The sequence below is a fragment of the Stenotrophomonas sp. 99219_Sma genome (assembly GCF_056480785.1).
On the sequence record NZ_CM151117.1, the window covers coordinates 4,049,398 to 4,072,056 of the forward strand.

Annotated in this window: 19 protein-coding genes; 9 read left to right on the forward strand and 10 right to left on the reverse strand. The window is 66.6% G+C overall.

What is annotated here, in order from left to right; genetic code table 11:
- Positions 1-7: 7 nt before the first annotated feature.
- On the forward strand, positions 8-2,053 hold the full coding sequence (locus ACZK13_RS18450) for a TonB-dependent receptor domain-containing protein (RefSeq protein WP_478482044.1): 2,046 nt from the start codon (positions 8-10) through the stop codon (positions 2,051-2,053).
- A 60-nt stretch (positions 2,054-2,113) separates the two neighbouring features.
- Here ACZK13_RS18450 and ACZK13_RS18455 read toward each other — a convergent pair whose 3' ends face one another.
- Positions 2,114-2,284, reverse strand: coding sequence for a hypothetical protein (locus ACZK13_RS18455; protein WP_165929944.1), 171 nt, complete (start codon positions 2,282-2,284; stop codon positions 2,114-2,116).
- Between the two features lie 217 nt (positions 2,285-2,501).
- On the opposite strand from ACZK13_RS18455, the gene ACZK13_RS18460 reads away from it, so the two are divergent.
- Entirely contained in the window at positions 2,502-2,888 is a 387-nt protein-coding gene (locus tag ACZK13_RS18460; RefSeq protein ID WP_478482046.1) for a DUF2628 domain-containing protein, read from the forward strand.
- A 95-nt stretch (positions 2,889-2,983) separates the two neighbouring features.
- Here the strand turns inward: ACZK13_RS18460 and ACZK13_RS18465 are convergent, their stop codons facing one another.
- From ACZK13_RS18465 to ACZK13_RS18475, 3 genes are all read right to left on the reverse strand, one after another.
- Positions 2,984-5,515: a methyl-accepting chemotaxis protein gene (locus ACZK13_RS18465; RefSeq protein WP_049401073.1), complete on the reverse strand. Its 2,532-nt coding sequence runs from the start codon at positions 5,513-5,515 to the stop codon at positions 2,984-2,986.
- Positions 5,516-5,725: 210 nt separating this feature from the next.
- Positions 5,726-6,619 (reverse strand): NAD-dependent epimerase/dehydratase family protein, encoded by an 894-nt coding sequence (locus ACZK13_RS18470; RefSeq protein WP_253143452.1) that lies wholly within the window; start codon positions 6,617-6,619, stop codon positions 5,726-5,728.
- 98 nt (positions 6,620-6,717) lie between these two features.
- Positions 6,718-7,629: a S41 family peptidase gene (locus ACZK13_RS18475; protein ID WP_253143453.1), complete on the reverse strand. Its 912-nt coding sequence runs from the start codon at positions 7,627-7,629 to the stop codon at positions 6,718-6,720.
- 50 nt (positions 7,630-7,679) lie between these two features.
- On the opposite strand from ACZK13_RS18475, the gene ACZK13_RS18480 reads away from it, so the two are divergent.
- Positions 7,680-8,144 carry a MarR family winged helix-turn-helix transcriptional regulator gene (locus tag ACZK13_RS18480; protein ID WP_049423760.1) on the forward strand — a complete coding sequence of 155 codons (465 nt, stop codon included), beginning with the start codon at positions 7,680-7,682 and terminating at the stop codon, positions 8,142-8,144.
- 5 nt (positions 8,145-8,149) lie between these two features.
- Here ACZK13_RS18480 and ACZK13_RS18485 read toward each other — a convergent pair whose 3' ends face one another.
- Positions 8,150-9,634 carry a DUF4434 domain-containing protein gene (locus tag ACZK13_RS18485; RefSeq protein WP_253143454.1) on the reverse strand — a complete coding sequence of 495 codons (1,485 nt, stop codon included), beginning with the start codon at positions 9,632-9,634 and terminating at the stop codon, positions 8,150-8,152.
- Between the two features lie 207 nt (positions 9,635-9,841).
- On the opposite strand from ACZK13_RS18485, the gene ACZK13_RS18490 reads away from it, so the two are divergent.
- The 3 genes from ACZK13_RS18490 to ACZK13_RS18500 all read left to right on the forward strand — a co-directional run bounded on the left by ACZK13_RS18490 (position 9,842) and on the right by ACZK13_RS18500 (position 12,206).
- Entirely contained in the window at positions 9,842-11,098 is a 1,257-nt protein-coding gene (locus ACZK13_RS18490; protein ID WP_049423757.1) for a M24 family metallopeptidase, read from the forward strand.
- Positions 11,091-11,765, forward strand: a complete 675-nt coding sequence (locus ACZK13_RS18495) for a CerR family C-terminal domain-containing protein (RefSeq protein ID WP_253143455.1) — start codon at positions 11,091-11,093, stop codon at positions 11,763-11,765. Before ACZK13_RS18490 ends, ACZK13_RS18495 begins: the two co-directional genes overlap by 8 nt.
- A gap of 135 nt (positions 11,766-11,900) precedes the next feature.
- Positions 11,901-12,206 carry a KGG domain-containing protein gene (locus ACZK13_RS18500; protein ID WP_032128582.1) on the forward strand — a complete coding sequence of 102 codons (306 nt, stop codon included), beginning with the start codon at positions 11,901-11,903 and terminating at the stop codon, positions 12,204-12,206.
- Positions 12,207-12,216: 10 nt separating this feature from the next.
- Here ACZK13_RS18500 and ACZK13_RS18505 read toward each other — a convergent pair whose 3' ends face one another.
- Entirely contained in the window at positions 12,217-13,689 is a 1,473-nt protein-coding gene (locus ACZK13_RS18505) for an MFS transporter (RefSeq protein WP_253143456.1), read from the reverse strand.
- A gap of 126 nt (positions 13,690-13,815) precedes the next feature.
- Here ACZK13_RS18505 and ACZK13_RS18510 point away from each other — a divergent pair, with 126 nt between their 5' ends.
- A complete protein-coding gene (locus ACZK13_RS18510; RefSeq protein ID WP_478482049.1) occupies positions 13,816-14,436 on the forward strand; it encodes a TetR/AcrR family transcriptional regulator in 621 nt (206 codons plus the stop codon).
- A 15-nt stretch (positions 14,437-14,451) separates the two neighbouring features.
- On the opposite strand, the gene ACZK13_RS18515 is transcribed toward ACZK13_RS18510, so the two are convergent.
- Positions 14,452-14,802 (reverse strand): VOC family protein, encoded by a 351-nt coding sequence (locus tag ACZK13_RS18515; RefSeq protein ID WP_253143458.1) that lies wholly within the window; start codon positions 14,800-14,802, stop codon positions 14,452-14,454.
- A gap of 124 nt (positions 14,803-14,926) precedes the next feature.
- Positions 14,927-15,127 (reverse strand): hypothetical protein, encoded by a 201-nt coding sequence (locus tag ACZK13_RS18520; protein ID WP_317618051.1) that lies wholly within the window; start codon positions 15,125-15,127, stop codon positions 14,927-14,929.
- A gap of 188 nt (positions 15,128-15,315) precedes the next feature.
- Here ACZK13_RS18520 and ACZK13_RS18525 point away from each other — a divergent pair, with 188 nt between their 5' ends.
- Positions 15,316-18,666, forward strand: coding sequence for an autotransporter domain-containing protein (locus ACZK13_RS18525; protein ID WP_253143459.1), 3,351 nt, complete (start codon positions 15,316-15,318; stop codon positions 18,664-18,666).
- 65 nt (positions 18,667-18,731) lie between these two features.
- Here ACZK13_RS18525 and cml read toward each other — a convergent pair whose 3' ends face one another.
- A complete protein-coding gene (gene cml / locus ACZK13_RS18530; RefSeq protein ID WP_253143460.1) occupies positions 18,732-19,919 on the reverse strand; it encodes a CmlA/FloR family chloramphenicol efflux MFS transporter in 1,188 nt (395 codons plus the stop codon).
- A 198-nt stretch (positions 19,920-20,117) separates the two neighbouring features.
- Complete coding sequence (locus tag ACZK13_RS18535; protein WP_180837313.1) at positions 20,118-21,023, reverse strand: LysR family transcriptional regulator; 906 nt, start codon at positions 21,021-21,023, stop codon at positions 20,118-20,120.
- A 107-nt stretch (positions 21,024-21,130) separates the two neighbouring features.
- On the opposite strand from ACZK13_RS18535, the gene ACZK13_RS18540 reads away from it, so the two are divergent.
- Positions 21,131-22,621, forward strand: coding sequence for an MFS transporter (locus ACZK13_RS18540; RefSeq protein ID WP_253143461.1), 1,491 nt, complete (start codon positions 21,131-21,133; stop codon positions 22,619-22,621).
- Positions 22,622-22,659 lie beyond the last annotated feature (38 nt).

Sequence of the window (22,659 nt, forward strand, 5' to 3'; positions counted from 1 at the left end):
AGCCGTCATGTCCCTGTCGTTCCGTACCCCTTCCGCGCGCCTGCCGCGCACCCGCTTGGCCTGCGCTCTGGCCACCGCCTGCCTGCTGGCCCTGCCCGGCCTGGCCGCCGCAGAGGCCAGCGCCGATGCCTCCACCAAGGATCTGGATACCGTGGTGGTCACCGCCTCGGGCAACCAGCAATGGATCAAGGATGCACCGGCCAGCATCAGCGTGATCAGCCGCGAGGACATCGAGCGCCAGCCGGTGCACGACCTGGCCACCCTGCTCAGCCGCGTGCCGGGCGTGACCGGTGGCCTCAGCGCGGTCGGCGAGCAGTCCAAGATCAAGCTGCGTGGCATGCCGTCCAATTACACGCTGGTGCTGGTGGACGGCAAGCGCATGGGCAGCTCGGCCTCGACCAACTACCGTCCCGACCTCGGCCGCCAGGATCTGAACTGGATCTCGCCCGACCAGATCGAACGCATCGAGGTGGTGCGCGGACCAATGTCGTCGCTGTACGGCTCCGACGCCATGGGCGGCGTGATCAACATCATCACCAAGCGCATCGGTGATGACTGGAACGGCAGCGCCACCCACAGCTATACCCGCCCGGGTGATAGCAAGCGCGGTGATACCCAGCAGATCGGTGCGACGTTCTCCGGCCCGCTCGGCGACCGCTTCGGCCTGCGCATCGGTGCCAACAGCATGCGCCGCGACTCGGACCGCTCCAACGGTGGTGTCTATGGCAATGCCTACGCCGGCGAGAAGGACCGCAATGTCAACGCGCTGCTGCAGTGGAAGCTCAGCGATGCGCAGGAACTGTCGCTGGAAGCCGGCCACGGCGTGCAGCAGGCCTTCATCGACGCATCGCTGGAAAAGCAGGACGAAGGCGCCTGGGGTGCCAGCGAACTCAAGCGCAGCTCGCTGGCACTCAACCACGATGGCAAGTGGAGCTTCGGCAACTCGAAGCTCAGCGCGTACTGGACCGAGTACAAGAACGACATCGGTGCCACCGGCCGCTCCGAGACCACCGATACCATCATCGAAGGCAGCCTGACCACGCCGTTCACCCTGGGCGTTGAACACCAGTTCGCCGTCGGTGGCCAGTGGAAGCGCCAGGAACTGACCAATACCGATACCATCGGCCGCGCGCCGATCGACTATGCCGGCAATGCCGTCAGCGGCTCCAACCTGGAAGTGGATACCTGGGCACTGTTTGTCGAGGACGAACTGAAGCTGCACCGCACGCTGGCGCTGACCCTGGGCGCACGCCTGGATCATCATGAGAAGTTCGGCAGCCACGTCAGCCCCCGCGCCTACCTGGTCTGGCACCCGGCCGAACAGTGGACGATACGTGGTGGTGTTTCCAAGGGCTTCCGCGCGCCCAGCCTGACCGAGAACTCGCCCAGCGCGGCCACCCAGTCCGGCGGCCGCGGCTGCACCTCGCTGATCCCGCTGGGCTATACCCGCGGTGGCTGCTACATGGCCGGCAACCCGGACCTGGACCCTGAAACCAGCACCAACCGAGAGATCGGCATCAGCTTCGACAATGACCTGTTCGATGCCGGCCTGACCTACTTCCATACCGACTTCAAGAACAAGATCGAGTACGCGCCCCTGGGCAAGTTCAACGGCATCTGGTGGACGCGCATGAGCAACGTGCAGCGCGCGCGTACCAGCGGCATGGAAGGCAACCTGAACTTCCGCTTCGGCGAGCAGTGGCGCTGGCGCACCTCGGCCACCTGGATGAAGGAAGCCAAGAACCTGACCACCGGCAGGAACCTGATCGATACGCCGGAGTTTTCCGGCTATTCGTCGCTGGACTGGACGCCCAATACGGTGTTTTCCAGCAGCCTGTCGGCGCAGTACACCGGCAAGCAGACCGGTACCGCCACGACCTTCCTCAAGGCCTACACCCTGTATGACCTGACCGCAGCCTGGAACGTCAACGAGGTACTGACCCTGCGCGGCGGCGTCAGCAACCTGGCCGACAAGAAGCTGTATGCGGAAGGCTCCACCGACTACTTCGTGGCCGGGCGCAGCTACTTCATGAGCATGACCGCGCGGTTCTGACCGGCTGCGCGCGCCGCGATCGCGCTGGCAGCACGCCAGCGCGATCGGCGGTGTTGCGGATTACTCGCTTTCCAGCGCGGCCGCGGCCGCGTTCTGCGTAGCGGCCGTGCGTGCACGGTCCATCGCTACCGCCAGTTGCTGGCGTGCGAGCAGTTGTTGTGCCTGCACCACTTCAGGTGTCGGCAGGAGCACCGGTCCCGGTGCGTTTTCCGGTATAGCAGGTGTGGTCATGCAACCTCCATGGACATCCCGCCGCCGCCCGGGTTCAGCTGGGGCGGCAGCGGAACTGCGCACCCTATCCTAAAAACAAGGCGGATGGGTGACGGTGCGGCGCCCCGCCGCAGGCCTGCACATGCCGGGCGCGTCACATTTTTGACGGTTGAGGGTAGTTTCCTGAACCGTCGGCCTCGTATCATGTAACCGTTTTCCTACAAGGACGTAATCGTCAATGAACGCCGTCGACCTCTCCCGCTTCAGCCCGAACTGGCAGTTCCGCTTCAATTTCTTCCAGCAGCACGGCGCTCCGAAGGAGCCGCGCTTCAAGGAAGCCTGGAAGGCGCTGTCCTTCGGCGACCGCCTCAAGATCAACATCAACTTCTTCGCCTTCTTCTTCGGCTTCATCTACCTGTTCATTCTGGGCATGTGGCGCAAGGCGCTGGTGGTGATCGGCATCGGCCTCGTGCTGGGCATCGTGTCCCTGTTCCTGCCGGACATCATCGCGCGCCCGCTGTTCATCGCCATGAACTTCCTGGTTGCCGCCAGCACCAACTACAGCTACTACCTGGAGCAGGTGAAGGGCAAAGCCAGCTGGAATCCCTTCGAAGGCATGTTCTGACGCGATGCTGCCGCCGCACTCCGGCCTGGCATAGCATCAAGCAGACATGAAGACGCCCGGCCTTGGCCGGGCGTCTTCATGTGCGCGCAACAGGATCAGGCCGCGCGGCGGACCGTAGCCACCGGCTCGGCCTGCAGGCGGAAGCGCGAGACCGCCACCGCCAGCTGCTCGGCCTGTTCTTCCATCGCACGCGCGGCGGCACTGGCCTCTTCCACCAGTGCGGCGTTCTGCTGGGTGGTCTCGTCCATCTGCACCACGGTCTGGTTGACCTGCTCGATGCCCGCCGACTGCTCGCGCGAGGCTGCCGAGATCTCGGCCATGATCTCGTTCACTCGGCCGACCTGGCCGACGATTTCCTGCATGGTGCGGCCCGCGCCGTGCACCAGCTGTGCACCGGCGCCGACCTGCGCCACCGAAGCGTCGATCAGCTCCTTGATCTCCTTGGCCGCACCTGCCGAGCGCTGGGCCAGCGCGCGCACTTCGCTGGCGACCACGGCGAATCCGCGGCCCTGTTCGCCGGCACGCGCCGCTTCCACCGCCGCGTTCAATGCCAGGATGTTGGTCTGGAACGCGATGCCATCGATCACCGAAATGATCTCGGCAATGCGCTGCGAGGAGGCCTCGATCTGTTCCATGGTCTGCACTACCTGGCTGACCACCTGCCCGCCTTCGCTGGCCACGCCCGCTGCGGAGCCGGCCAGGGTGTTGGCCTGCAGCGCGTGGTCGGCATTCTGGCGCACCGTGGAGGTCAGCTCTTCCATCGAGGCCGCGGTCTCTTCCAGGTTCGCCGCCTGCTGCTCGGTGCGGCGCGACAGGTCACTGTTGCCGGCGGCAATCTCACCCGCCGCCAGGCGGATGCTGGCCGCCGACTGCTGGATCTGGCCAACGATCTGGGTCAGCTGCTGCACGGTGCTGTTGGCATCGTCGCGCATCACCGCGAACACGCCGTGGAAGTCGCCCTGCATGCGCGCGCTGAGGTCGCCTGCGGCAATCGCGCGCAGCAGCGTCGACAGCTCGGCCAGGTTGTGGTCGCTCACCTGCATCATGGTGTTGAGGGTTTCCACCATGCGGCGGAAGTCGTGGTCGAAGCGCAGCGTGTCGCCGCGCACCGCGAAATCACCGGCTGCTGCGGCAGCGGCCAGCTGCTGGATCTGATCGTTGATCGCCGCCAGGTTGCTCTTGGTGGTGGCCATTGCAGCGGTGAACACCGCCTTCTCGCCCGGCAGCGCTTCCATGTCCACGCTCAGGTCACCCACCGCATAGCGCTGCATCACGTCGACCAGGCGCTGGGTGACGGCGTTGCTGGAGGCCACCAGCTGGTTGCTGTCAGCCACCATCCGGCCGTACTCACCCGGGAACGCCGAGGCGTCCATGCGGTAGCTGATTTCACCGGCGTCATGGCGACGCGCCATTTCCGCCTGCGCCGCCATCACCGACTGCAGCTGCCCCCGCATGCCCTGCATCGCGTCCAGCAGGCGGCCCACTTCGTCGTTGCTGCGTGCCGGCAGGGTGCTGTCCAGCTTGCCCGCGGCGACGTCGCCGGCCACGCGCACGGCTTCGGCCAGTGGGCGGATCGCCAACCGGCGCAGCAGCACATAGACACCGGCACTCAGGGTCAGCGCGGCCACCACGCCAACCAGCAGGGTCAGCCACAGCAGCTGGCGCGCCTCGGCCACGATCACCGCGTGCGGCATCACCACACCCAGTGCAAAGCGCTGCGGCGCATCGCCCACACGAAGCGGCACGTATACGCGCACGTTGCCGGCGGCATCCGGAGTGAAGGCTTCGAACCGGCGGTCGGCGGCGATGTCTGCCAGCATGCTGCGGGTCAATGCGTCGCCACGTGGCTTGCCGATTTCGGCGGCATTGGCCGAGGCCAGCACTACGCCATTCGGCGAGAGCAGTTCGACGCGCCCGGCGCCCATCGGCTTCAGCGTGGCCAGGTGCTTCTGCAGCGCCGCCAGCGAGAAGTCCACAGTGAATACACCGAGGAACCGGCCGTTTTCGATGATCGGCGTGCTCAGCGTGCTCATCAGCACCTGCTGGCCACCGATGTCGTAGGCATAGGGCTCGCTTACCTTCGCCAGCTTGTCGCGGCTGGGCACCATGTACCAGTCACCGGAGCCACTGGCCGTCTCGGTGTAGTCGGTCATCGTCGACTGCTGCGGCCTGCCGTCGTGCCAGGCCCAGTAGCTCATGTAACGACCGGTGGCATCGTGCGCTTCGGTGTTGACGAACTCGGCATCCTTGCCATCGAAGGCGTCGGCCTCCCACATGGTGCTCTTGCCCAGCCACTCGGGGTGGGTGCGCAGCTGCTCGCCCAGCACGGCAGCCAGGCTGGCACGGTCCGGAACATCGCCGCGCGCGCGCTGGGCGAGCACGGCCTCGACCATGGCGTCGTTGCTGGCAAAGGCGGTGCCCAGATCGGCCGCGACCTGGCGGGCTTCGGCGGTGGCTTCGCTGGCCATGGTCTGGCGCGAGGCGTCGATCAGGCTGGCGCTGGCCTGGCGGTAGATCAGGAACGCAGTCAGGCCGAAGCACAGCAGCGCGATCGCAGCGGTGCCCAGCATCAGCTTGTGGGCGATGCTGCCCGGGCGGCGGGCAGCGGCGGAACGGGGAGAAGGCATGGAAGGATCCGCAAGGCAGTTCAGGACGACCGGCACCGCGAGGGCACCGCGCAGGTGCGCGATCCGTCGCGCAGGCCACCGGCCGCCGGGACACGCCCGGCGCTGGAAGCGCACCGGGTTAGCGGCCGCCTGCGAACGAGGTTGAGGCGGTCCATCTGCACATTCCTGAACCTGCTCAGGGTCGGGTCAGGAACCCGCCCCGCTGCCGCCCTATTCGGCCACGCGGTCCTTGATCCATTCCGCCCGCGGCAGCACCTCGATGCTGCCAACCGCGTACTGCTGCAGCACGTCGTCCGGGCCGAAGCGCGGCTGCCAGCCCAATGTGCGGCGCATCAGTGCACTGTCGTAGACGCGGTCAATGCTCAGCGGCAGCGGCCAGCCACGGCGCTCGAACTCGGCCAGCAACTGCGGGGCGCGGCGGGCCAGCACCCTGCGCGGCTGGGTCGCCAGTTCCAGGCAATCCTCGCGCAGGAACGGCGTCGGTGCGCAGGCAATGTAGCGTGCGAAGGCAGCGCCCTCATCGTGCAGCAGCGCGGCATGTGCGCTGGCCACGTCGCGCGCGTCGATACCGCGGTGCAGGCGGAACATCGCCATCCGCTCCGGTGGCTCGGGGAAACAGCGGGCCATGCGCAGCACGCGCACGCTGAAGCCCGGCGCCGCAGCGGCTTCAGCCAACGCCTCGGCCTGCAGCTTGCTGCGATGGTAGATGGTGCGTGGCAGCGGCTCGGTATCTTCATCGATCCAGCGGCAACCGCCCGCCACCACCGCATGGCCATACAACGCCGTGGTGCTGGTCAGCACGAAGCGGCGTGCACCGGCCTCGCGGGCAGCCTGCAACAGGTGTGCGGTCGCCTCCACATTGATCTGCTGGAATACCGCATCCGGCACCAGGCCGACATGGGGTGCGTGCAGGGCGGCGGTATGGATCACCGCGTCGACGCCCTGCACTGCCTGCTTCACGGCCTGACGATCGGTGACATCGGCAATGATGCGGGTGGTGGCGAATGGGCTGCGATCCAGCCCCACCACTTCATGGGCAGCGGCCAACGCGCCGAAGATGGCGCGCCCGATCCGCCCGGAACTGCCGGTCAACAGAATCTTCATTGAGTCCATTCACTCGAAGCGCCCGGGAACTACCGGGATGTTTCGATTCTAGGCACGCCGCATGTCGTCTGCGATAGGGCACGGTTGCAATTGTGCGTTCATTCTGGCGATACCGATCGGGCCAGCAGCTGGCGGGCGACGAACAGCGGATCGTCACCGCCTGCTGCGTCAGGCGTGACGCCGGTGCGTTCCCAGTTGGTTCCGGTACGGAGGTTGATCGGCTGCCGGTCGGGAATGCTGATCTGATAGCCATCCGGCAGCAGCACAGGATCATCGAACATATGTGCCGCGCCGCCACTTCGACTACCAACGACACGTGCCCGCCCCTGCGCCTGCAGCGAGTACGCGACGAATTCGGCGGCCGACCCGGTGCGGCGGTCGATCAGCACCACCAGCGGCTTCAGGTACAGCCCCAGGCTCGCCGGTGGCAACGGTACTGGACTGCGCTGGCCACGGCGTTGCAGTGACTGCACCTGGGTGATCTCCGCCGCCAGCAGGGTCCGCACCAGCAGGTCCGCACTGCCGTCATCGCCACCTCCGTTCTGGCGCAGGTCCAGCACCAGGCCATCGGTGTCGGCCAGCAGGGTGAAGGCCGCGGCCAGCTTCGGCCGGGCCAGATCGAGCGGATAGAAGGTGCTCAGGCGCAGGTAACCGATGTTGCCTTCCAGCACCCGCACCTCGCGCACGCCCGCACCATTGCTGCGCGCATCCGCGCGCCAGGCCATCAGCCAGTCGTCCTGGCCGGCGCGGGCATCCACCCGCTCGACATGGAAGTGGCCATCGAACACGTCCAGATCCTGGTTCAAGCGTGCGCTGAACGCCTTGGGGTCCGCGCAGCTGTCCACATAGCGCTGCTGGGTGGACCAGCCGCGCACGGCCTCGGCAATGTGCGCGCCTTCGGCCACGTCCAGGTACTGCGCCTGTATCGCCGTGGCCGCCGCCTGCAGCACCGCGTCCTGGGCCGGGCAGGACGCCGCCAGCAGCGCACCCAGCATCCACGAAACCGCCATGACCGCACCCCACGTTGATGATATGTAAGTGCTTATATATCATCGCCACCATGGATCTCCAACATGCCACCCTGGGAACACTGCTGCGGGCCCTGCTCGACCAGCTGGACCCGGCGGTCGAGCAGGCCTACCGCGACCTGAAGCTGGACTACCGGCCGCGCTACACCCCGGTGCTGCGCACGCTGATGGCGCAGGGACCCTGCCGCATCAAGGATCTCGCACTGGCCTGCGGGCTCAGCCATTCGGCGCTCAGCCAGACGGTTTCAGCAATGGTGCGCGACGGCTGGCTGCACGCTGCGGTCGGTGAAGACAGCCGCGAGCGCATCCTGCAGCTGAGCCCGCGCGCGTTGCAGGCGTTGCCGGCGCTGCAGGCGCAGTGGCAGGCCACGGCACGCGCGGCGCGCAGCCTCGATGCCGATCTTGGACAGTCATTGGAGCAGGTGCTGCGCGAGGCACTGCAGGCGCTTGAACAGCGGCCGTTCGCGCAGCGACTGCGTGGCACGCCCCAACGCTGAGGCGCTTACTGCTCGGCCGCCATCTCGATTTCACTGAGGAACGTCCAGCTGCCATTGGCCAACCGCAGCTCCAGCGTGCGGCACTGCGCGGCCAGCGGCGCGGCGTTGCCCAGCACGTATTCCTCTTCGGTCGAACCGCTCAGTCCGGCCTGGGGGAATGGCGCCGACAGCACACCGATCTTCACCGCAGCGGCGCCCGGCTCGGCACACATCACCTCCACGGCTGTCGGCGTGACGATGCCCCACGCCGGGCGGGTCATCGTATGCAGGCCGATCCAGTCCACCCGCCGGCGCTGGCCCAGGTCGATGGTGATGCTGGCGTTGCCATGCACGCCTACCCAGCCGGCATCCATCGGGTTGCGCGGATCCCCCACCCGGCGATCAAACAGTTCATGCCCGGTGCTGTCGGGATAGTTTGCATCCGGCGCCACGCTGTAGCTGTAGGTGGTCTGCACCGGATCGACACTGTAGGACGCACCGAGCCCATACAGCCCGCGATAGGTGTTCATCAACCGCGGAGATTCGGCATAGCCCTGGCCGGGGCCGACCACCTCGGACATGTGGTACTGGTTGAGCCAGGCAACGCGCTTGCCGGCCGAACGCGCGCTCCACAACTGCTGGTTGATGCGCTGCACCGACGCGGAGCGATAGGCACCGGACAATCCGTTGCCGGTTTCCAGGAACAAGGGACTGCCATGGTTGAACAGTTCGATGTCGGCCCACAGGCCGCTGGCCCCCAGCGCCGCCGACAGCGCCTCGTAATACGCCTCGGTGGAATGACCTGGGCGATCCCACTGGAACAGGCGTGCATGCGAGGCGGCGCCGAGGCCGTCCTGCCAGATCTGCACATCCACGCCGGTGGCCGTACGGAACTGTGCAGCAGCCCGGCCCACGCTGGCCGGATCCACGCTGGATGACGCCAGGTAGGGGGCCACCATCACCGGCCGCGAGGGTGTACTGCCTTTGAGCGCCGTCACGATCGCACGGTAGAACGGCGCGCGATCAGCCGGCACCTGTGCTGGCTCGTCGGTGATGTACCAGCCAGCGAACGCCGGATGCGATCCGTACTGTTGGCCCAGCTGGGCCAGCGACTGCGCCGCATCCTGTGCCACGGCCGTTGCGTTCTGCCCCTGCCAGAAGGTGGCGCACTGCCCCGAGCTGTAGGTGGTGCCGACCACGACCTTCATGCCGCGCGCGGCCGCCGCATCGAGCACGGTGCCGAGCTTGCCGGGAAAGCCGGCAATCCATTCGAAATCCTGCACGCCGCTGGCGCAGCCGACGCCGGCACGGGTGGCACGCACCTGACCGAGGATGATCGTGTCGTTGCCCAGGTCCTGCAGTTCATCCAGGAACAGCGGCAACTGCGCGGCCGGCAGTTGTTCGTCGCTGCCCGAGTAGCCAACGTGGACGAAGCTGCCGGACAACAGGGGGCTGGCTGCATGGACCGGAGCGGTACAGGCCAGCACTGCGATCAATCCAATCCTGTTCATGTTCTACGTCCCTGTCGTGGCCAGGCGAGTGGCGTTGTTGCGCATCCTATCAACAGCAACGGTGGCCCCATCATGATCACCGACAACGCTGCGCAATCGCCGACTTCAGCTGCCCCCGCAGCAGCGCACGTGCAATGCCGATTCAAGCGGTTGATTCATTCAACTGCGTGATCGAGCCTGCGCGCTCCTTCCCCTGGAATACTCCTCATGCGCACGCCGCCCGCACCGCTCAGCCTGATGGAACGCGACCGACGCTGGGCCCTGGCCCGCGACCTCATGGCCAGTGAACGGCTCGATGCCCTGGTTGTGCATGGCGACCGGGAAGCCGCCGCACCGGCCGGGTTCTCGCCGGACTGCTACTTCACCAATGACCGGCCCGGCTCGATCGTGGTGTTCGTCGGCGACCAGCCGCCACGGGTGTTCACCTTTGCCTCGCTGATGATTGCCGACCACCTGCAGGCCTGCCTGCGCGGCGACCTGCAGTGGATCGCACCCGAACAGCTGTGGGTTGGAAAATCCGGTCTGGAGGTTGGCCGCTGGCTGCAGCAATGTGGCCTGCACACGGCACGTATCGGCGTGCTGGGGCTGGAGCCCTATCCACCGTTCTACTTCGACGGCGCGATGCCCGCGCGCACCCTGCAGGGCATGCAGGCGGCGGTGCCGAACGCGGAATTCGTACCGGTATATCGTGCGTTCTTCCAGCGCGCCTCGGTAAAGAGCCAGGAGGAACTGGCGCTGATTGCGCATGCCGCCTGGATCGGTGAATCCATGAGCGAGGCGCTGCGTGCCACTGCTCGCCCCGGTGTTTCGGAAGCCGAACTGGTTGCCGCAGTGACCGCCGCCTGTTTCTCGCTGGGGGGCTATACCGCCGAGGTGTTGCTCGGCTCGGGTCCCGAGTATGTGGGCTGGGGACCACCCGCCTGGCAGTATCGTGCGCAGCCGCCGCGCATTCTGCGCGATGGTGACCTGGTGCTGTCGGAGATCTTCGCACTGTACGGGCTGATGGAAACCCAGCATCAGGCCGCGGTTGCCATTGGCGAGGTGCACGACGACATCCATCGCGCCGCTGCCGTCGCCCGCAGCAGCTACGAAGCAGGCCTGTCCGCACTGCGCGTGGGCAATACCTTCGGCGATGTCGTCGACGCGATGGAAGCGCCCCTGCTGGAGGCGGGCGGCTGGCACGTGCATCCGTTGGTCCACAGCCTCAACCCCTATGGACCGATTGGCTTCGGCCGTGCACCGGGCATCGAAGCGCTGCCGGAGGCCGCGCGCTATGCGCACATCGCGCCGCTGCCGACTGTCGGGCGCGAACTGCCCCTGCAGGCCGGCATGTGCTTCGCCTTCGAACCGAACTGTGCATTCGGCCGGCACATGGCCAACATCGGCGGTACGGTCATCGTCGGCGCGGACGCGGGTACCGCGCTCAATGAAAACTCGACACGGCTGATGCAGGCCGATGCCTGAGTTCATCGCCCATCTGCAGACACCGGCACGACGGCGCGCGGCCGAGACGCGCAGCGGGCAGACCCGAGGCCGACTGCTGCACGCGGGGCTGCAGCTGTTCAGCGCGTTCGGCGTGGAGGGTGTGCGTACCCGCCAGCTGGTGGACATGGCCGGCTGCAGCCAGTCAGCCATTCCCTATCATTTCGGTGGCAAGCAGGAACTGTATGCCGCCGTGCTGCAGCGCTGCGCTCAAGCCATTGCCGAACGATTGCCGCTGCCGGCAACGCCACCCAACGGCGCGCGGCAGGCCGCGCAGCAGCTGCAGCAGTTGATGCGGGCATTCGTCCAAGCCTTGCTGTCGGCGCCGGATGCGGGTCCACGCACGCTGCTGTTGGCGCGCGAACAGATCCAACCGACGGCCGCGTTCGCCAGCGCCCACCGTACGCTGTTCGAACCCTTGCACACCACGCTGGCCGCGTGCGTAGCGTGCCTGCGCGGCAGCGAACCATCCAGTGTCGAGACGGTGCTGCGTACCCACGCCCTGCTCGGCCAAGCGATCGTCTTCGCCGTCTCCCATGGGGCTCTGCAGGCGCGACTGAACCAGGGAGCTCCCTTGGCAGACGTAGAGACGATCGCGTCGGTGGTCAGTGGCATGGCACTGGCGGCAGCGAAGGCAGCACCTGACTGAATGGCTGCGTGATCAGCCCCGTGCGCAGGGCGCGTGAAAATCGTGGCCATGATGGCGACCTGGACTTAGCGTGCGATGGCCAAGCATGGATGCCGTCGTCTACGAAGGCGACGCCCACACCGCAGGAGATTTCACATGACTGAGCAGAATCCGCGCAGCTCCAACCGGGGCTTTGCATCAATGGACCAGGAAAAGCAGCGCGCGATCGCTGCCAAGGGCGGGCGCGCCGCACATGCCTCCGGCAACGCACATGAATTCAGTCCGGCCGAGGCACGTGTCGCGGGCCGCAAGGGCGGCGAGGCGATCAGCCGCAACCGCCAGCACATGGCCGAGATCGGTCGTGAAGGTGGACACGCTCGCCACGCCAATGCGCGCCAGCAGCAACAACAGCCTCAGGAGATCGAACGCACGGCAGCGGGTCCGCAACGCCAGCAGGGCTGAATGCAGCGCGTCAGGCCGGTGCGCGCTGCCGATACAGCCCGAGCGCCGCAAGCAGGGCCAGCGCACCGGCCACAGCCATCGCCCATCCGAAACCACTGGCCATCGCACTGCGATACCACGTCAGCATCTGCGGCGTGGCGTGCATCGAGCCCGGTTGCAGGATCAGTTCGCGCGCCTGTGCCACCAGCCCCCGCTGCCCGGCCGCCTGCGCGGACGCGGCGAACTGCTGCACGGCGCGCTGGCCCATCAGGCTGCCCAGCAGCGCGATGCCCAGGCTCATGCCTGCCTGACGTAACGCGTTCATCGTGGCTGAGGCGATACCCGCGCGCTCGACCGGCGCGATGGCCATGACCGCCATGCCGGTCGCCGGCACTGCCAGCCCCATTCCAATGCCAAGCAGCACCAGCACAGCACTGGAACAAGCGTGCGAAGTAGCCGGTTCGAACGTGGCCATCGCGCACAGCGCCACCCCAGCCAGGGCGTAGCCCAGCACCAGCGCGGCGTGCAGCCCGAGGTGGGCGACCAGACGCCCGAACAACAGCGAGACGGCACCCATCAACAGGAACTGCGGGGCCAACTGGGAGCCTGCCAGCGCAGCGTTGTGCCCCTGCGCCTGCTGGAAGAACAGCGACAGGAAGAACAGGCTGGCATAGGCAGTGAAGCCCAGGACGAACGAGGCCAGGTTGAACATGCCGAAGCGGCGGTCGGCAAACAGGTCCAGCGGCAGCAATGGGCGTGCCACCCGGCGTTCGACGATGCCGAACAGGATCAACCCGGCAGCTGCCACGCCCAGCGCCAGCAGCGTCACCGGGGCAAGCAGGCCATGCGCGCCGATCGCGATCAGGCCATAGCTCAGCGCACCCAGCGCGACGATGCTGAGCAGCTGCCCGGCAGGGTCCAGCGCAGCGTGCTGCGGATGCCGCCGCTCCGGAATTCCCCAGGCGCCCAGCGCCAGCGCGAGCAGGCCCAGCGGCAGGTTGATCAGGAAGATGCTGGGCCATCCGACGCGCTGTACCAGCACGCCTCCCAGCAGCGGGCCAAGCACCAGGGCCAGCGCACTGAACGCCGACCAGCCACCGATCGCACGTGCACGTTGGCGCGCGTCGGGAAACGCGTGGCTGAGGATCGGCATTGCGGCGGGAATCAACAAAGCGCCCGCGATGCCCTGCACTGCACGCCCGGCTACCAGGGTCGCAAGATTGCCGGCACAGGCGCACAGCAGCGACCCCAGCGTGAAGGTGGCGACGCTGAGCAACCACATCCGCCGATGACCGTAACGGTCCCCAAGCGGCCCCGCCGACAGCATCAACGCCGAAAGCGCGATTGCATACGCATTGATCACCCACTGCAGGCCGGCCATGTCGGTATTCAACGCCTGCTGCAGGGTCGGCAGGGCGACGTTGACGATGCTGATGTCCAGCGAGGCGAGGAATGTGCCGAGGTAGGCCGCCAGCACCAGGGCCGGCCGCTGGAAACGTCGCATGTACGGCTCCCGGGGGAAGGATGTGTGCGCATCCTAGCCACTGACTGACCGTCGGTCAATGACTGACGGTCAGTCGGTGCCACAGGCCAGCTAGAATGGCTCCCGTCGCACCCGGATCCCTCCCACATGCAGACCACAGCTGTCGCCAGGCCACGCACCAAACCTGCGGAAACCCGCCAGGAAGAACTGATGGACGCCGCGCAGGCGCTGTTCCTGTCAAAGGGAGTGGATGCCACCACCATCAGCGACATTGTCGCCGCAGCCGACGTTGCCAAGGGCACCTTCTATACCTATTTCGCCTCGCGCACCGAGATTCTGCAGGCGCTGGCGCAGCGCTATACCCGGCGTTTCATGGAAGACGTCGACCGCGCCGTGCAGCATTACCCGGCCAGCGATGGCGTAGCGCGCCTGCGCGCCTGGATCCGCGCCAACATCGAACTTTATGTGCACACCCATGCACTGCACGACGTGGTGTACGCCAACCATCATCACCACCAGCGTGGCAACGCCGAACGCAATGCGATCCAGCAGCAACTGCTGGGCATCCTCGAAGCAGGCAATGCCGCAGCTCTGTGGCAGCTTCCAGCGCCCAAAGTCACCGCCTCGTTGATCTATGCCGGCGTGCACGGCGCCACCGACGACCTGATCGCCACACCCGCACAGGATGCCGATGCCTTCATCGCCGCCGTGGTGGATGATTGCCTGCGCATGGTCGGCGTGCCACCAACCGGTGCCAAACGTCGCTGACGGGCTTTCTGCTGCTCAGATGTGGGCGAGGATGTTCAACAGCCGCCCGAACGGGTCACGGACGAAGAAGCGGCGCACACCCCAGGGCTCATCGGCGGGGCCATATTCCAGCGGGATGCCGGCCGCGCGCATGCGCTCCAGTACCTGTTGCAGATTGTCCACTTCTATCGACAGATCCGGCACCGCCGTGCCGGATCCCCCTTCAGTGGCAAAGCTGACCTGCGCCAGCGCGCTACCCTCGCCGCCATGGGTGACGATCCAGCCGTGGTCCATCACCACCGGCATGCCCAGTAGCTCGCCATAGAACGCTGCGGCATGCGCAGGGTCAGGCGTGGCGATGTTGGCGACGACACGTTTGACGGCCATGTGCGGCGGCTCCGATGCGATTCCCCATCCTCGCCGCTGCGTGCATGGCCTGCAAGCGGGCGGCGCTGAAACAGAAGAGCCCCGTCAGGGACGGGGCTCGTCATCAATCCTGCATTGCCACTGCTTACACAGCGCCGCAGCGATCCATGATGCAACGATCGTATTCGTACTGGCATTCCATCGCATCACCGCCACCGGACAGACACGCCTGGTAAGCCTTCCAACAGGGAAGATCGCATGGCGGAATCGGCCCAGCCACAGCAACCGAACCGCTGCAGGCCAAGGCGAACACCGCACCCACGATCATTTTCCTGAAAGTACGCATCGACATCACTGCTTGATAAGCCTGGTGAGCCCAGGCCGGGCCACGGTAGCGAGGCCTCCGGGAGATGGAGTGAACGCCCGTGTCACGGAACATTAACCTATTCATTAAATTTCTTTCACACCACTGGGGGTGATCAGCGCGCTGCGGGGTTAACGGCCTTGTTGTCCGTCAATCAAGGAAGTTGTCCGATGAATCACCCGCTGTACGGCCGTTCGTCCCGCTCCCTGTCGCACCGCCCGCTGGCGCTTGCCGTCGCCAGCTCGCTGTTGCTGGTCACCGCACTCCCGACCATGGCCAGCGAATCACTCGATGCCTGGCAGCAGCAGCGCCAGTTGCAGGCTGCGTGGGCGCAGCCCGCTTCCAGCACGGCGCCTGCAGCCACGGCCACTGCACCTGCCGCCAGCAGCACCGCCGTTCTCGGCAACCCAGGCAATCCGGCCAGCTGGCGCAGCGATGAATTCAACGCCGATTGGGGCCTGGGTGCGATGGGCGCAGACTACGCCTATGCACGCGGTCTGACCGGCAAGGGCGTACGCCTTGCGCTGTTCGACTCGGGCTCCGCGCTGGCGCATCCGGAGTTTGCAGGACGCAATACCACCAGCATCACCATCGGTGCCGACTGCGCGACGCCGGGTGTCGTCGCAGGTACCGGTGCCTGCGGGCAGACCCGCGGCGAACAGCCCGGCTACAACTACTACGGACTCGGCGCCGGCGTTCCGGCCGCACTGGCGGCACGCCTGATCGCCGCCGGCCAGCCCTATGGCTTCAGCTATGCCGATCACGGAACACATGTGCTTGGCACCATCGGCGCCAACCGCAATGGCACCGGCATGCATGGCGTGGCCTTTGGTGCGGACCTCACCGCCGCCCGCGTGTTCGGCGACACCTACTACGAGTGGCGCCTGGATCCGGACAACTACTATCGTCCGCGTGCTGTCTACCGAACCGATCCGGACGATGCCGCCACGCTGGACATGTATGCACAGATCCAGGCGCAGGGCGTGCGCGCCATCAACCACAGCTGGGGCATCTCCACGCGCAACATGACCGCCGCCGCGCTGGACCAGCAGTACGCCAACATCGGTGCCGACTACGGCGTGTACGGCAGCATCTACGCCAGCGATGGCGATGCCCCCAGCTCCACCCTCATCCAGGTGTGGTCGGCCGGCAATGGCAGCGGTGCGGTTGCCGGCATCACCGCCTCGATGCCACGCTGGAAGCCCGAACTGGAACCGTACTGGCTGGCCGTGGCCAACGTCCGCCGGCCCAACGCCGCTGCGGGCGAAACCGACTACGTGATCGATGGCAGTTCCAGCATCTGTGGCGTTGCCGCCAACTGGTGCATCTCGGCCCCCGGCACCGACATTCTCAGCACCATCGTGTCTGGTGATATCCAGGGGCGCGTCGAGAACACTTCCGCCTATGTCCGCCTGATCATCGACAGCGAGAACACCCAGTACGTATATGGCACCAAGACCGGCACGTCGATGGCCGCGCCGCACATCACCGGCGCTCTTGGCCTGCTGATGGAGCGCTTCCCGTATCTGGACAACGCCCAGGTCCGCGACGTGCTGCTGACCACCGCCCGCGATCTCGGCGCGCCGGGTATCGACGCAACCTACGGCTGGGGCATGGTCGACCTGCGCAAGGCCATCGAAGGCTATGGCTCGCTGCGCGTGGACACCAACGTGGTGATGAACCAGAAGGCCGGTGGCCTGAAGGTGTGGGAAGGCGATGCCTGGGACGACTGGACCAACGACATCGGTGGCCCCGGCAAGCTGACCAAGTCCGGCATCGGCTGGCTGCGCCTGAGCGGTGACAACACCTTCAACGGCGCAGTGCTGCAGGACGGCACGCTGGAATTGAACGGCACCAACACACTCACGTCAGCGGTCGAAGTCCAGGGTGGCCAGTTCCTGCTCAACGGCTCGCTGGTCTCCACCGCCCTGAACACCACTGGAGGCGTGAGCACGGTCAGCAGCAGCGGCCTGCTGAAGGACAGCAACCTGACGGTCAACGGTGGCGTGGTGTCCTTCAACGGCACGCAGACCGGCGGCACCACCACGATCGGTGCCAACGGCCTGCTGAAGGGCATCGGCACGCTGGGCAACACCCGTGTGGACGGCATCATCGCGCCCGGCAATTCGATCGGCACGCTGACCATCAACGGCAACTACGTGCAGGGTGCAACCGGCGTCTATGCCGCCGAACTTGCCCCGGGCGGCCGCAGTGACCAGTTGCACGTAACCGGCACCGCCTCTCTCGGCGGCACCCTGGTCGCGCTGCCGGAGCCGGGTACCTACTACCTCGGCGAGCAGTTCAATTTCATCCGCGCCGACGGCGGTGTCAGCGGCCAGTTCGCGAAAACCGACTTCAGCGCGTTCTCGCCGTTCCTGCAGTTCAGCCTGGCCTACGGCGCCAATGGCACCCGCATCGACGTGACCCGGGGTGCCTCGCTCGCCAGCGCCGCCACCACGCCGAACCAGCGTGCGGCCGCGGCGGTGGCCGATGGACTGGCGATCAACCAGGGCCTGCCCAAGCCGCTGACCCAACTGTTCCCGCAACAGGTGGGTGGCGTGCTCGATGGCCTCAGCGGCGAGCTGCATCCGGCCACGGCGCTGGCCCTGGTCGAGGGCAGCCGCTATGTGCGCGATGCCGCACTGTCACGTCGTGCCGGTGCCACCGCACCCGGTGCCGATGCGGGTGATGCCACCGGCGCCTGGGTGCAGGCACTGGGCGGCAACAGCAAGCTGGATGGCAACAGCAACACCGCGCGCACCGACGCCAACAGCAACGGCCTGCTGGTCGGCATCGACCGCGAGTTCGGTGGCTGGCAGATCGGCGTGCTGGCCGGTACAGGCCGCACCGACGTGAAGCAGCAGGAGCGTCGTGCCAAGTCGAAGATCGACAACACGCACTTCGGCGCCTATGCCAGCCACACCTGGGGCGGCTTCGGCCTGCGTGGTGGCGTGGCATGGAGCCGCAACGAAGTGAAGAGCACGCGTGATGTTGCCTTCGCCGGCTTCAGCGACAGCCTCAGCGCGCGCTACAACGCACGTACGCGCCAGGCCTTCATCGAAGCGGGCTACCGCTTCGGCAATGCGGAAGGCGGGCTGGAGCCGTACCTGCAGGTCGCCCGCGTGGAAGTGGACCTGAAGCAGATCAACGAGCGTGGCGGCGCGGCCGCACTGCACGGCAAGGTGGGCGACACCGGCACCACCATCGCCACCGCTGGCCTGCGCTTCGACAAGGGCCTGAAGGCATCGTTCCAGCAGGACAGCTGGCTGCACCTGCGCGGTGGCGTGGGCTATCGCCGCGCCTTCGGTGACCGCAGCCAGGTGGCCAACCTGGCCTTCGCCAACAGCAGCACCACCTTTGCAGTCGAGGGCGCACCGATTGCCGACAACGCCGTCGTAGCCGAGCTGGGCCTGGCGGCGTGGCTGACCCCGCGGCAGCAGCTGGAGCTGGGCTACAGCGGCCAGTTCGGCAGTGAAAGCCGCGACCATGGCGCCACCGCACGCTGGTCTGTGCGCTTCTAAACACGTGCTCTCTTGACGGGTTGGGGCGGCCTTGCGGCCGCCCCCTTTTTGCCCGCCACCCAGCGTTATGCGCGATGCCGCAGCGCGGCGGCACCTGCCAGGCTGGCAAGTGGCAACAGCAACCCATAGGCCACCAGCGGCCACACGGTATCGCCGGGCAGCACGAGGGTAACCAGCGTGCCGATGCCTGCCACGATCAGGCTCTGCACGGCGTAGTACAGGGCCACCGCCGTACCTGACGCATCGGCGAAATCACGCAGCGCGCCGCTTGCAGCCACCGAAACCACCATCACCAGCCCCACCGCGATGCCCCACATGGGCAGCACCACTCCGACGAACGAGGGAGGCCACGCTGCGGCCAACGCCATCAGCAGTACCCCGGCCACCATCACCCACAGACCACGCAGGAAGGTACCGCGCAGGTTCCAGCGGGCAATGCACACGTTCGCCATCCGCGCCGTGACGATCATCACCAGCGCCACCGTGGCGAAGGCCAGGCTGAACGACAGCGGCGAGTACTGCATGCGCCCGACCAGCAGCCGGGGCGCGACCGAGAAGAACACGAAGAACGTGCCCATGCCCGCACTGAAGCCCAGCGTGTAGACCCAGAACGCGCCGCTGCCGAGGATGCGTCGTAGCGCGGGTCGCGACGCGTCCCGGCACTGCGGGCGGGTTTCCTGCCAATGCCGTACCGCGCGCATGCCGGCGATCATGCCCAGTACGCCGAGTAGAACGAAGATCGCGCGCCAGCCGAAGACGCCTGCCAGCAGCGCGCCGAGGATCGGTCCCAGCGCCGGCACGAAGGCCAGCATCGAGGCAAACAGCCCGTACAGCGACGCGCCTTCGGCTGTATCAGCATACACATCACGCACCGTGGCAAAGGTCGCCACCAGTGCCGCCGACGCCCCCACCGCCTGTACGGTTCGCCAGGCCAGGAATGCTGCGCCGCTGCTGGACATGGCGAGCGCGAACGACGAAAGCGCGAACAGCAACGCCCCCAGCAACAGGACCGGCCGCCGCCCGATGCGGTCGGACAACGGGCCGAACAGCAACTGGCCGAGGCCAAGTACCAGCAGGTAGATGCTCAATGTGAGCTGCACCAGCGTCGGTGATGTCTGCAATGCCTGCGGCATCACCGGCACCACAGGAAGATAGATGTCCATGGCCAGCGAGGCCAGGAGGTCGAACGGCGCCATCAGCACAATGGCCGATGGCAGCGGGTGGGCCCAACGCGGGGCCTGTCGATTGAACATGGGGAGTCTCCGCCCAGAGTGAATCCGGCGGTGATCCATCCAATTCGCGTGCATCGCAGGGATGATCACCGCAACAACGTCTGCATCGTTGTTGCGGCTCAGCGAACTGTCTGCGGACCGTTCCCGTTGTTCATGGTGTCCATCGAATGCGAATGCAGGTGGCACCAGTGTAGCAATCGTCCACCTGCCGCGCGGCGCTCAGGCCAGGGGCAACATGTCGATGCGCCTGCACGGTGTATCCTTCACCTGCTCGATCAGCCGCCGCACCACTGGCGAAGTCTCTGCCCGCCGGTACTGCACAGCGATGGTCGAGACGATGGTGGGGCCCGCCAGTGGCAGATAGATCATTCCGGGCAGCACCAGCGTGCGTTGCAGTACCGATGGCACGATCGCCACCGAACCAACGCCGACCGACACCTCGGCCAACACCGCCGCCAGATGCCCGGGCTGGGAACGGATACGTGGAATGAACCCGCCGCGGCGCCCGACTTCCATTGCGCCCACCGGCTGCTCCGGCATGACGAAACCCTCCCGGGCCAATGACGCCGGCTGCACCGGCGACCGGGCCTGCGCCAGCGGATGGGTTTCCGGCAGGGCCACGCAGAACTGGTCTTCGACCAGGGTGTGTTCGCCGAAACTGTCGGGCACATCCATCGGAGGCCGGCAGAACACCACATCCACCCGTCCTTCCTGCAGCAGCTGCGGGAGCTCGCCCATCGGCCATTCGCTCACCTGCAGTTCCACGCCCGGGTAGCGGCTGCGGAACCGGCTGAGCTGATCCTGCAATGCTCCGGCATACAGCGCCGAGCCGACGTAGCCGATCTCGATCTTGCCGATTTCACCCCGCCCCGCGCGCCGGCCCAGGGTTTCGGCTTGTTCGAACCGGCGCAGCACATCACGGGCTTCCGCCAGGAACACCTCGCCTGCCGAGGTCAGCAGCACCTCGCGCCGGCCGCGGTCGAACAGGCGCGTGCCGAGCCGACGCTCGATGTCCTGGATCTGCACGCTCAGCGTGGGAGTGGCAATTCCCAAGCGCAGGGCCGCACGACCGAAGTGCAGTTCCTCGGCCAGGGTCACGAAGTACTCCAGGTGACGGCGTTCCATGGGCGGCATTTCGTTAGGTTAAAGCTAACGTAACCAGAAAACACCGAGAATGAAACAAACACCGATCATTGATGGAATGGCCGTCCTCCCCTTCCTGCGAGTGACCGGTGCCGCCCTCTCCTCCCCCTTCGCCTGCACGGCACACGCTGCCTGACGCGGTCCTGCTGGTGGCCTCGCTGGGCTGCACGATGACCGTGCTGGAGACCAATGCCGTCGCGGTCGCATTGCCCAGCATCGCGCGTGACCTGCACGCCGGATTCGCGGATATCGAGTGGGTGATCAGTGCCTACATCCTGTCCTTCACCTCACTGCTGCTGCCCGCCGGCGCTGTCGCCGACCGCTACGGCCGCCGCCGGGTGCTGCTGATCGGCATCAGCCTGTTCGCCCTCACCTCTCTGCTCTGTGCACTGGCGCCCGGTGCTGCCCTGCTCTACCTGGCGCGGGCTCTGCAGGGCATTGGCGCGGCCTTTCTGCTGGCACCCTCGCTGTCGATCATCGGCCACACGTACCACGAGGGGGCCGCCAAGGACACTGCATGGGCGTTCTGGGGCACAGCCATGGGCGTGATGATGGTGCTCTCACCGCTGATCGGCGGCGTGCTGTCCGCACTCTGGGGCTGGCGCGCGGTGTTCGTCGCGATCCTGCCGTTCCTGGGCCTGCTCGGCTACGGCACGCTGCGCTGGATACCCGAGTCGTCAGACAGCGTGGTCCGCCCGCTCGATCCACCCGGCATCATCACGTTCAGCGCTGCCATCTTCGGCATCGTGTTCTTCCTGGTGGAAGGACTGGCAGAAGGATGGACATCGGCCCCGGCGCTGATTGGGCTGGGCCTGGCCGTCATCATGGCTGTTGCCTTCGTCATCGTTGAACGGGCACGGTCACATCCCATGGTCGATCTCGGGCTGCTGTCCAGTCCGCGTTTCGTCGGCGCACTCATTGCCATGGTCGGCTATTCGGTCAGCGCACAGGTGATGGCATCGATGCTGCCGCAGTACCTGCAGAACGGCATCGGCCTGAGCGTACTGGCTGCCGGTGCTGGCATGCTTCCGTTCGCTGCGGCGATGCTGCTGTTTCCCAGCGTGGGCCGGCGGCTCGGTCGCCATCTGACCAGTCCGGCGGTGCTGGCGATCGGGCTGTCGGTCACCGCCGCGGGCAATGCCGTGGCCGGACTGGCCGCGTGGCAGCACCTGCCGTGGCTGGCACTCGTCGCAATGGTGGTGATCGGTGCCGGCGGCGGCATCCTCAATGGCGAGACATCCAAAGCCATCATCGGCGCGGCACCGCGCGAGCGCGCCGGCATGGCCTCCGGCATCAGCGCGACCACGCGCTTTGTCGGCATCCTGCTCGGATTCACCGTACTGTCCAGTGCCTTGAGCCTGGGCATCCGCAGCGCACTGTCCGCGGCGGTTCCCGCGCGCAACGTACTGCCCATGGCCGATGCGATCGCTACCGGCACCTTCGCCGATGCGCGCACCGCCGCCTTCGCACAGGCGATCTACAGCCATGGATTTGCCAGTGCACTGTGGACGTCGGCCATCGCCGCGCTGCTGGCCAGCCTTGCGGTGTTGCTGCTGGGCCGTAGCACCACGCGGCGATGATGTTGGAGCGCTGGTTGCAAAGATGGCCGGGGCAGCCA

What these genes read in the sequence shown, in the direction of transcription:
- ACZK13_RS18490 (WP_049423757.1), top strand. Translation starts at nt 9,842, where the DNA reads ATGCGCACGCCGCCCGCACCGCTCAGCCTGATGGAACGCGACCGACGC.
- ACZK13_RS18535 (WP_180837313.1), bottom strand. Translation starts at nt 21,023, where the DNA reads ATGGAACGCCGTCACCTGGAGTACTTCGTGACCCTGGCCGAGGAACTG.
- ACZK13_RS18460 (WP_478482046.1), top strand. Translation starts at nt 2,502, where the DNA reads ATGAACGCCGTCGACCTCTCCCGCTTCAGCCCGAACTGGCAGTTCCGC.
- ACZK13_RS18505 (WP_253143456.1), bottom strand. Translation starts at nt 13,689, where the DNA reads ATGCGACGTTTCCAGCGGCCGGCCCTGGTGCTGGCGGCCTACCTCGGC.
- ACZK13_RS18515 (WP_253143458.1), bottom strand. Translation starts at nt 14,802, where the DNA reads ATGGCCGTCAAACGTGTCGTCGCCAACATCGCCACGCCTGACCCTGCG.
- ACZK13_RS18525 (WP_253143459.1), top strand. Translation starts at nt 15,316, where the DNA reads ATGAATCACCCGCTGTACGGCCGTTCGTCCCGCTCCCTGTCGCACCGC.
- ACZK13_RS18450 (WP_478482044.1), top strand. Translation starts at nt 8, where the DNA reads ATGTCCCTGTCGTTCCGTACCCCTTCCGCGCGCCTGCCGCGCACCCGC.
- ACZK13_RS18455 (WP_165929944.1), bottom strand. Translation starts at nt 2,284, where the DNA reads ATGACCACACCTGCTATACCGGAAAACGCACCGGGACCGGTGCTCCTG.
- ACZK13_RS18510 (WP_478482049.1), top strand. Translation starts at nt 13,816, where the DNA reads ATGCAGACCACAGCTGTCGCCAGGCCACGCACCAAACCTGCGGAAACC.
- ACZK13_RS18485 (WP_253143454.1), bottom strand. Translation starts at nt 9,634, where the DNA reads ATGAACAGGATTGGATTGATCGCAGTGCTGGCCTGTACCGCTCCGGTC.
- ACZK13_RS18520 (WP_317618051.1), bottom strand. Translation starts at nt 15,127, where the DNA reads ATGCGTACTTTCAGGAAAATGATCGTGGGTGCGGTGTTCGCCTTGGCC.
- ACZK13_RS18470 (WP_253143452.1), bottom strand. Translation starts at nt 6,619, where the DNA reads ATGAAGATTCTGTTGACCGGCAGTTCCGGGCGGATCGGGCGCGCCATC.
- cml (WP_253143460.1), bottom strand. Translation starts at nt 19,919, where the DNA reads ATGTTCAATCGACAGGCCCCGCGTTGGGCCCACCCGCTGCCATCGGCC.
- ACZK13_RS18495 (WP_253143455.1), top strand. Translation starts at nt 11,091, where the DNA reads ATGCCTGAGTTCATCGCCCATCTGCAGACACCGGCACGACGGCGCGCG.
- ACZK13_RS18465 (WP_049401073.1), bottom strand. Translation starts at nt 5,515, where the DNA reads ATGCCTTCTCCCCGTTCCGCCGCTGCCCGCCGCCCGGGCAGCATCGCC.
- ACZK13_RS18500 (WP_032128582.1), top strand. Translation starts at nt 11,901, where the DNA reads ATGACTGAGCAGAATCCGCGCAGCTCCAACCGGGGCTTTGCATCAATG.
- ACZK13_RS18475 (WP_253143453.1), bottom strand. Translation starts at nt 7,629, where the DNA reads ATGGCGGTTTCGTGGATGCTGGGTGCGCTGCTGGCGGCGTCCTGCCCG.
- ACZK13_RS18480 (WP_049423760.1), top strand. Translation starts at nt 7,680, where the DNA reads ATGGATCTCCAACATGCCACCCTGGGAACACTGCTGCGGGCCCTGCTC.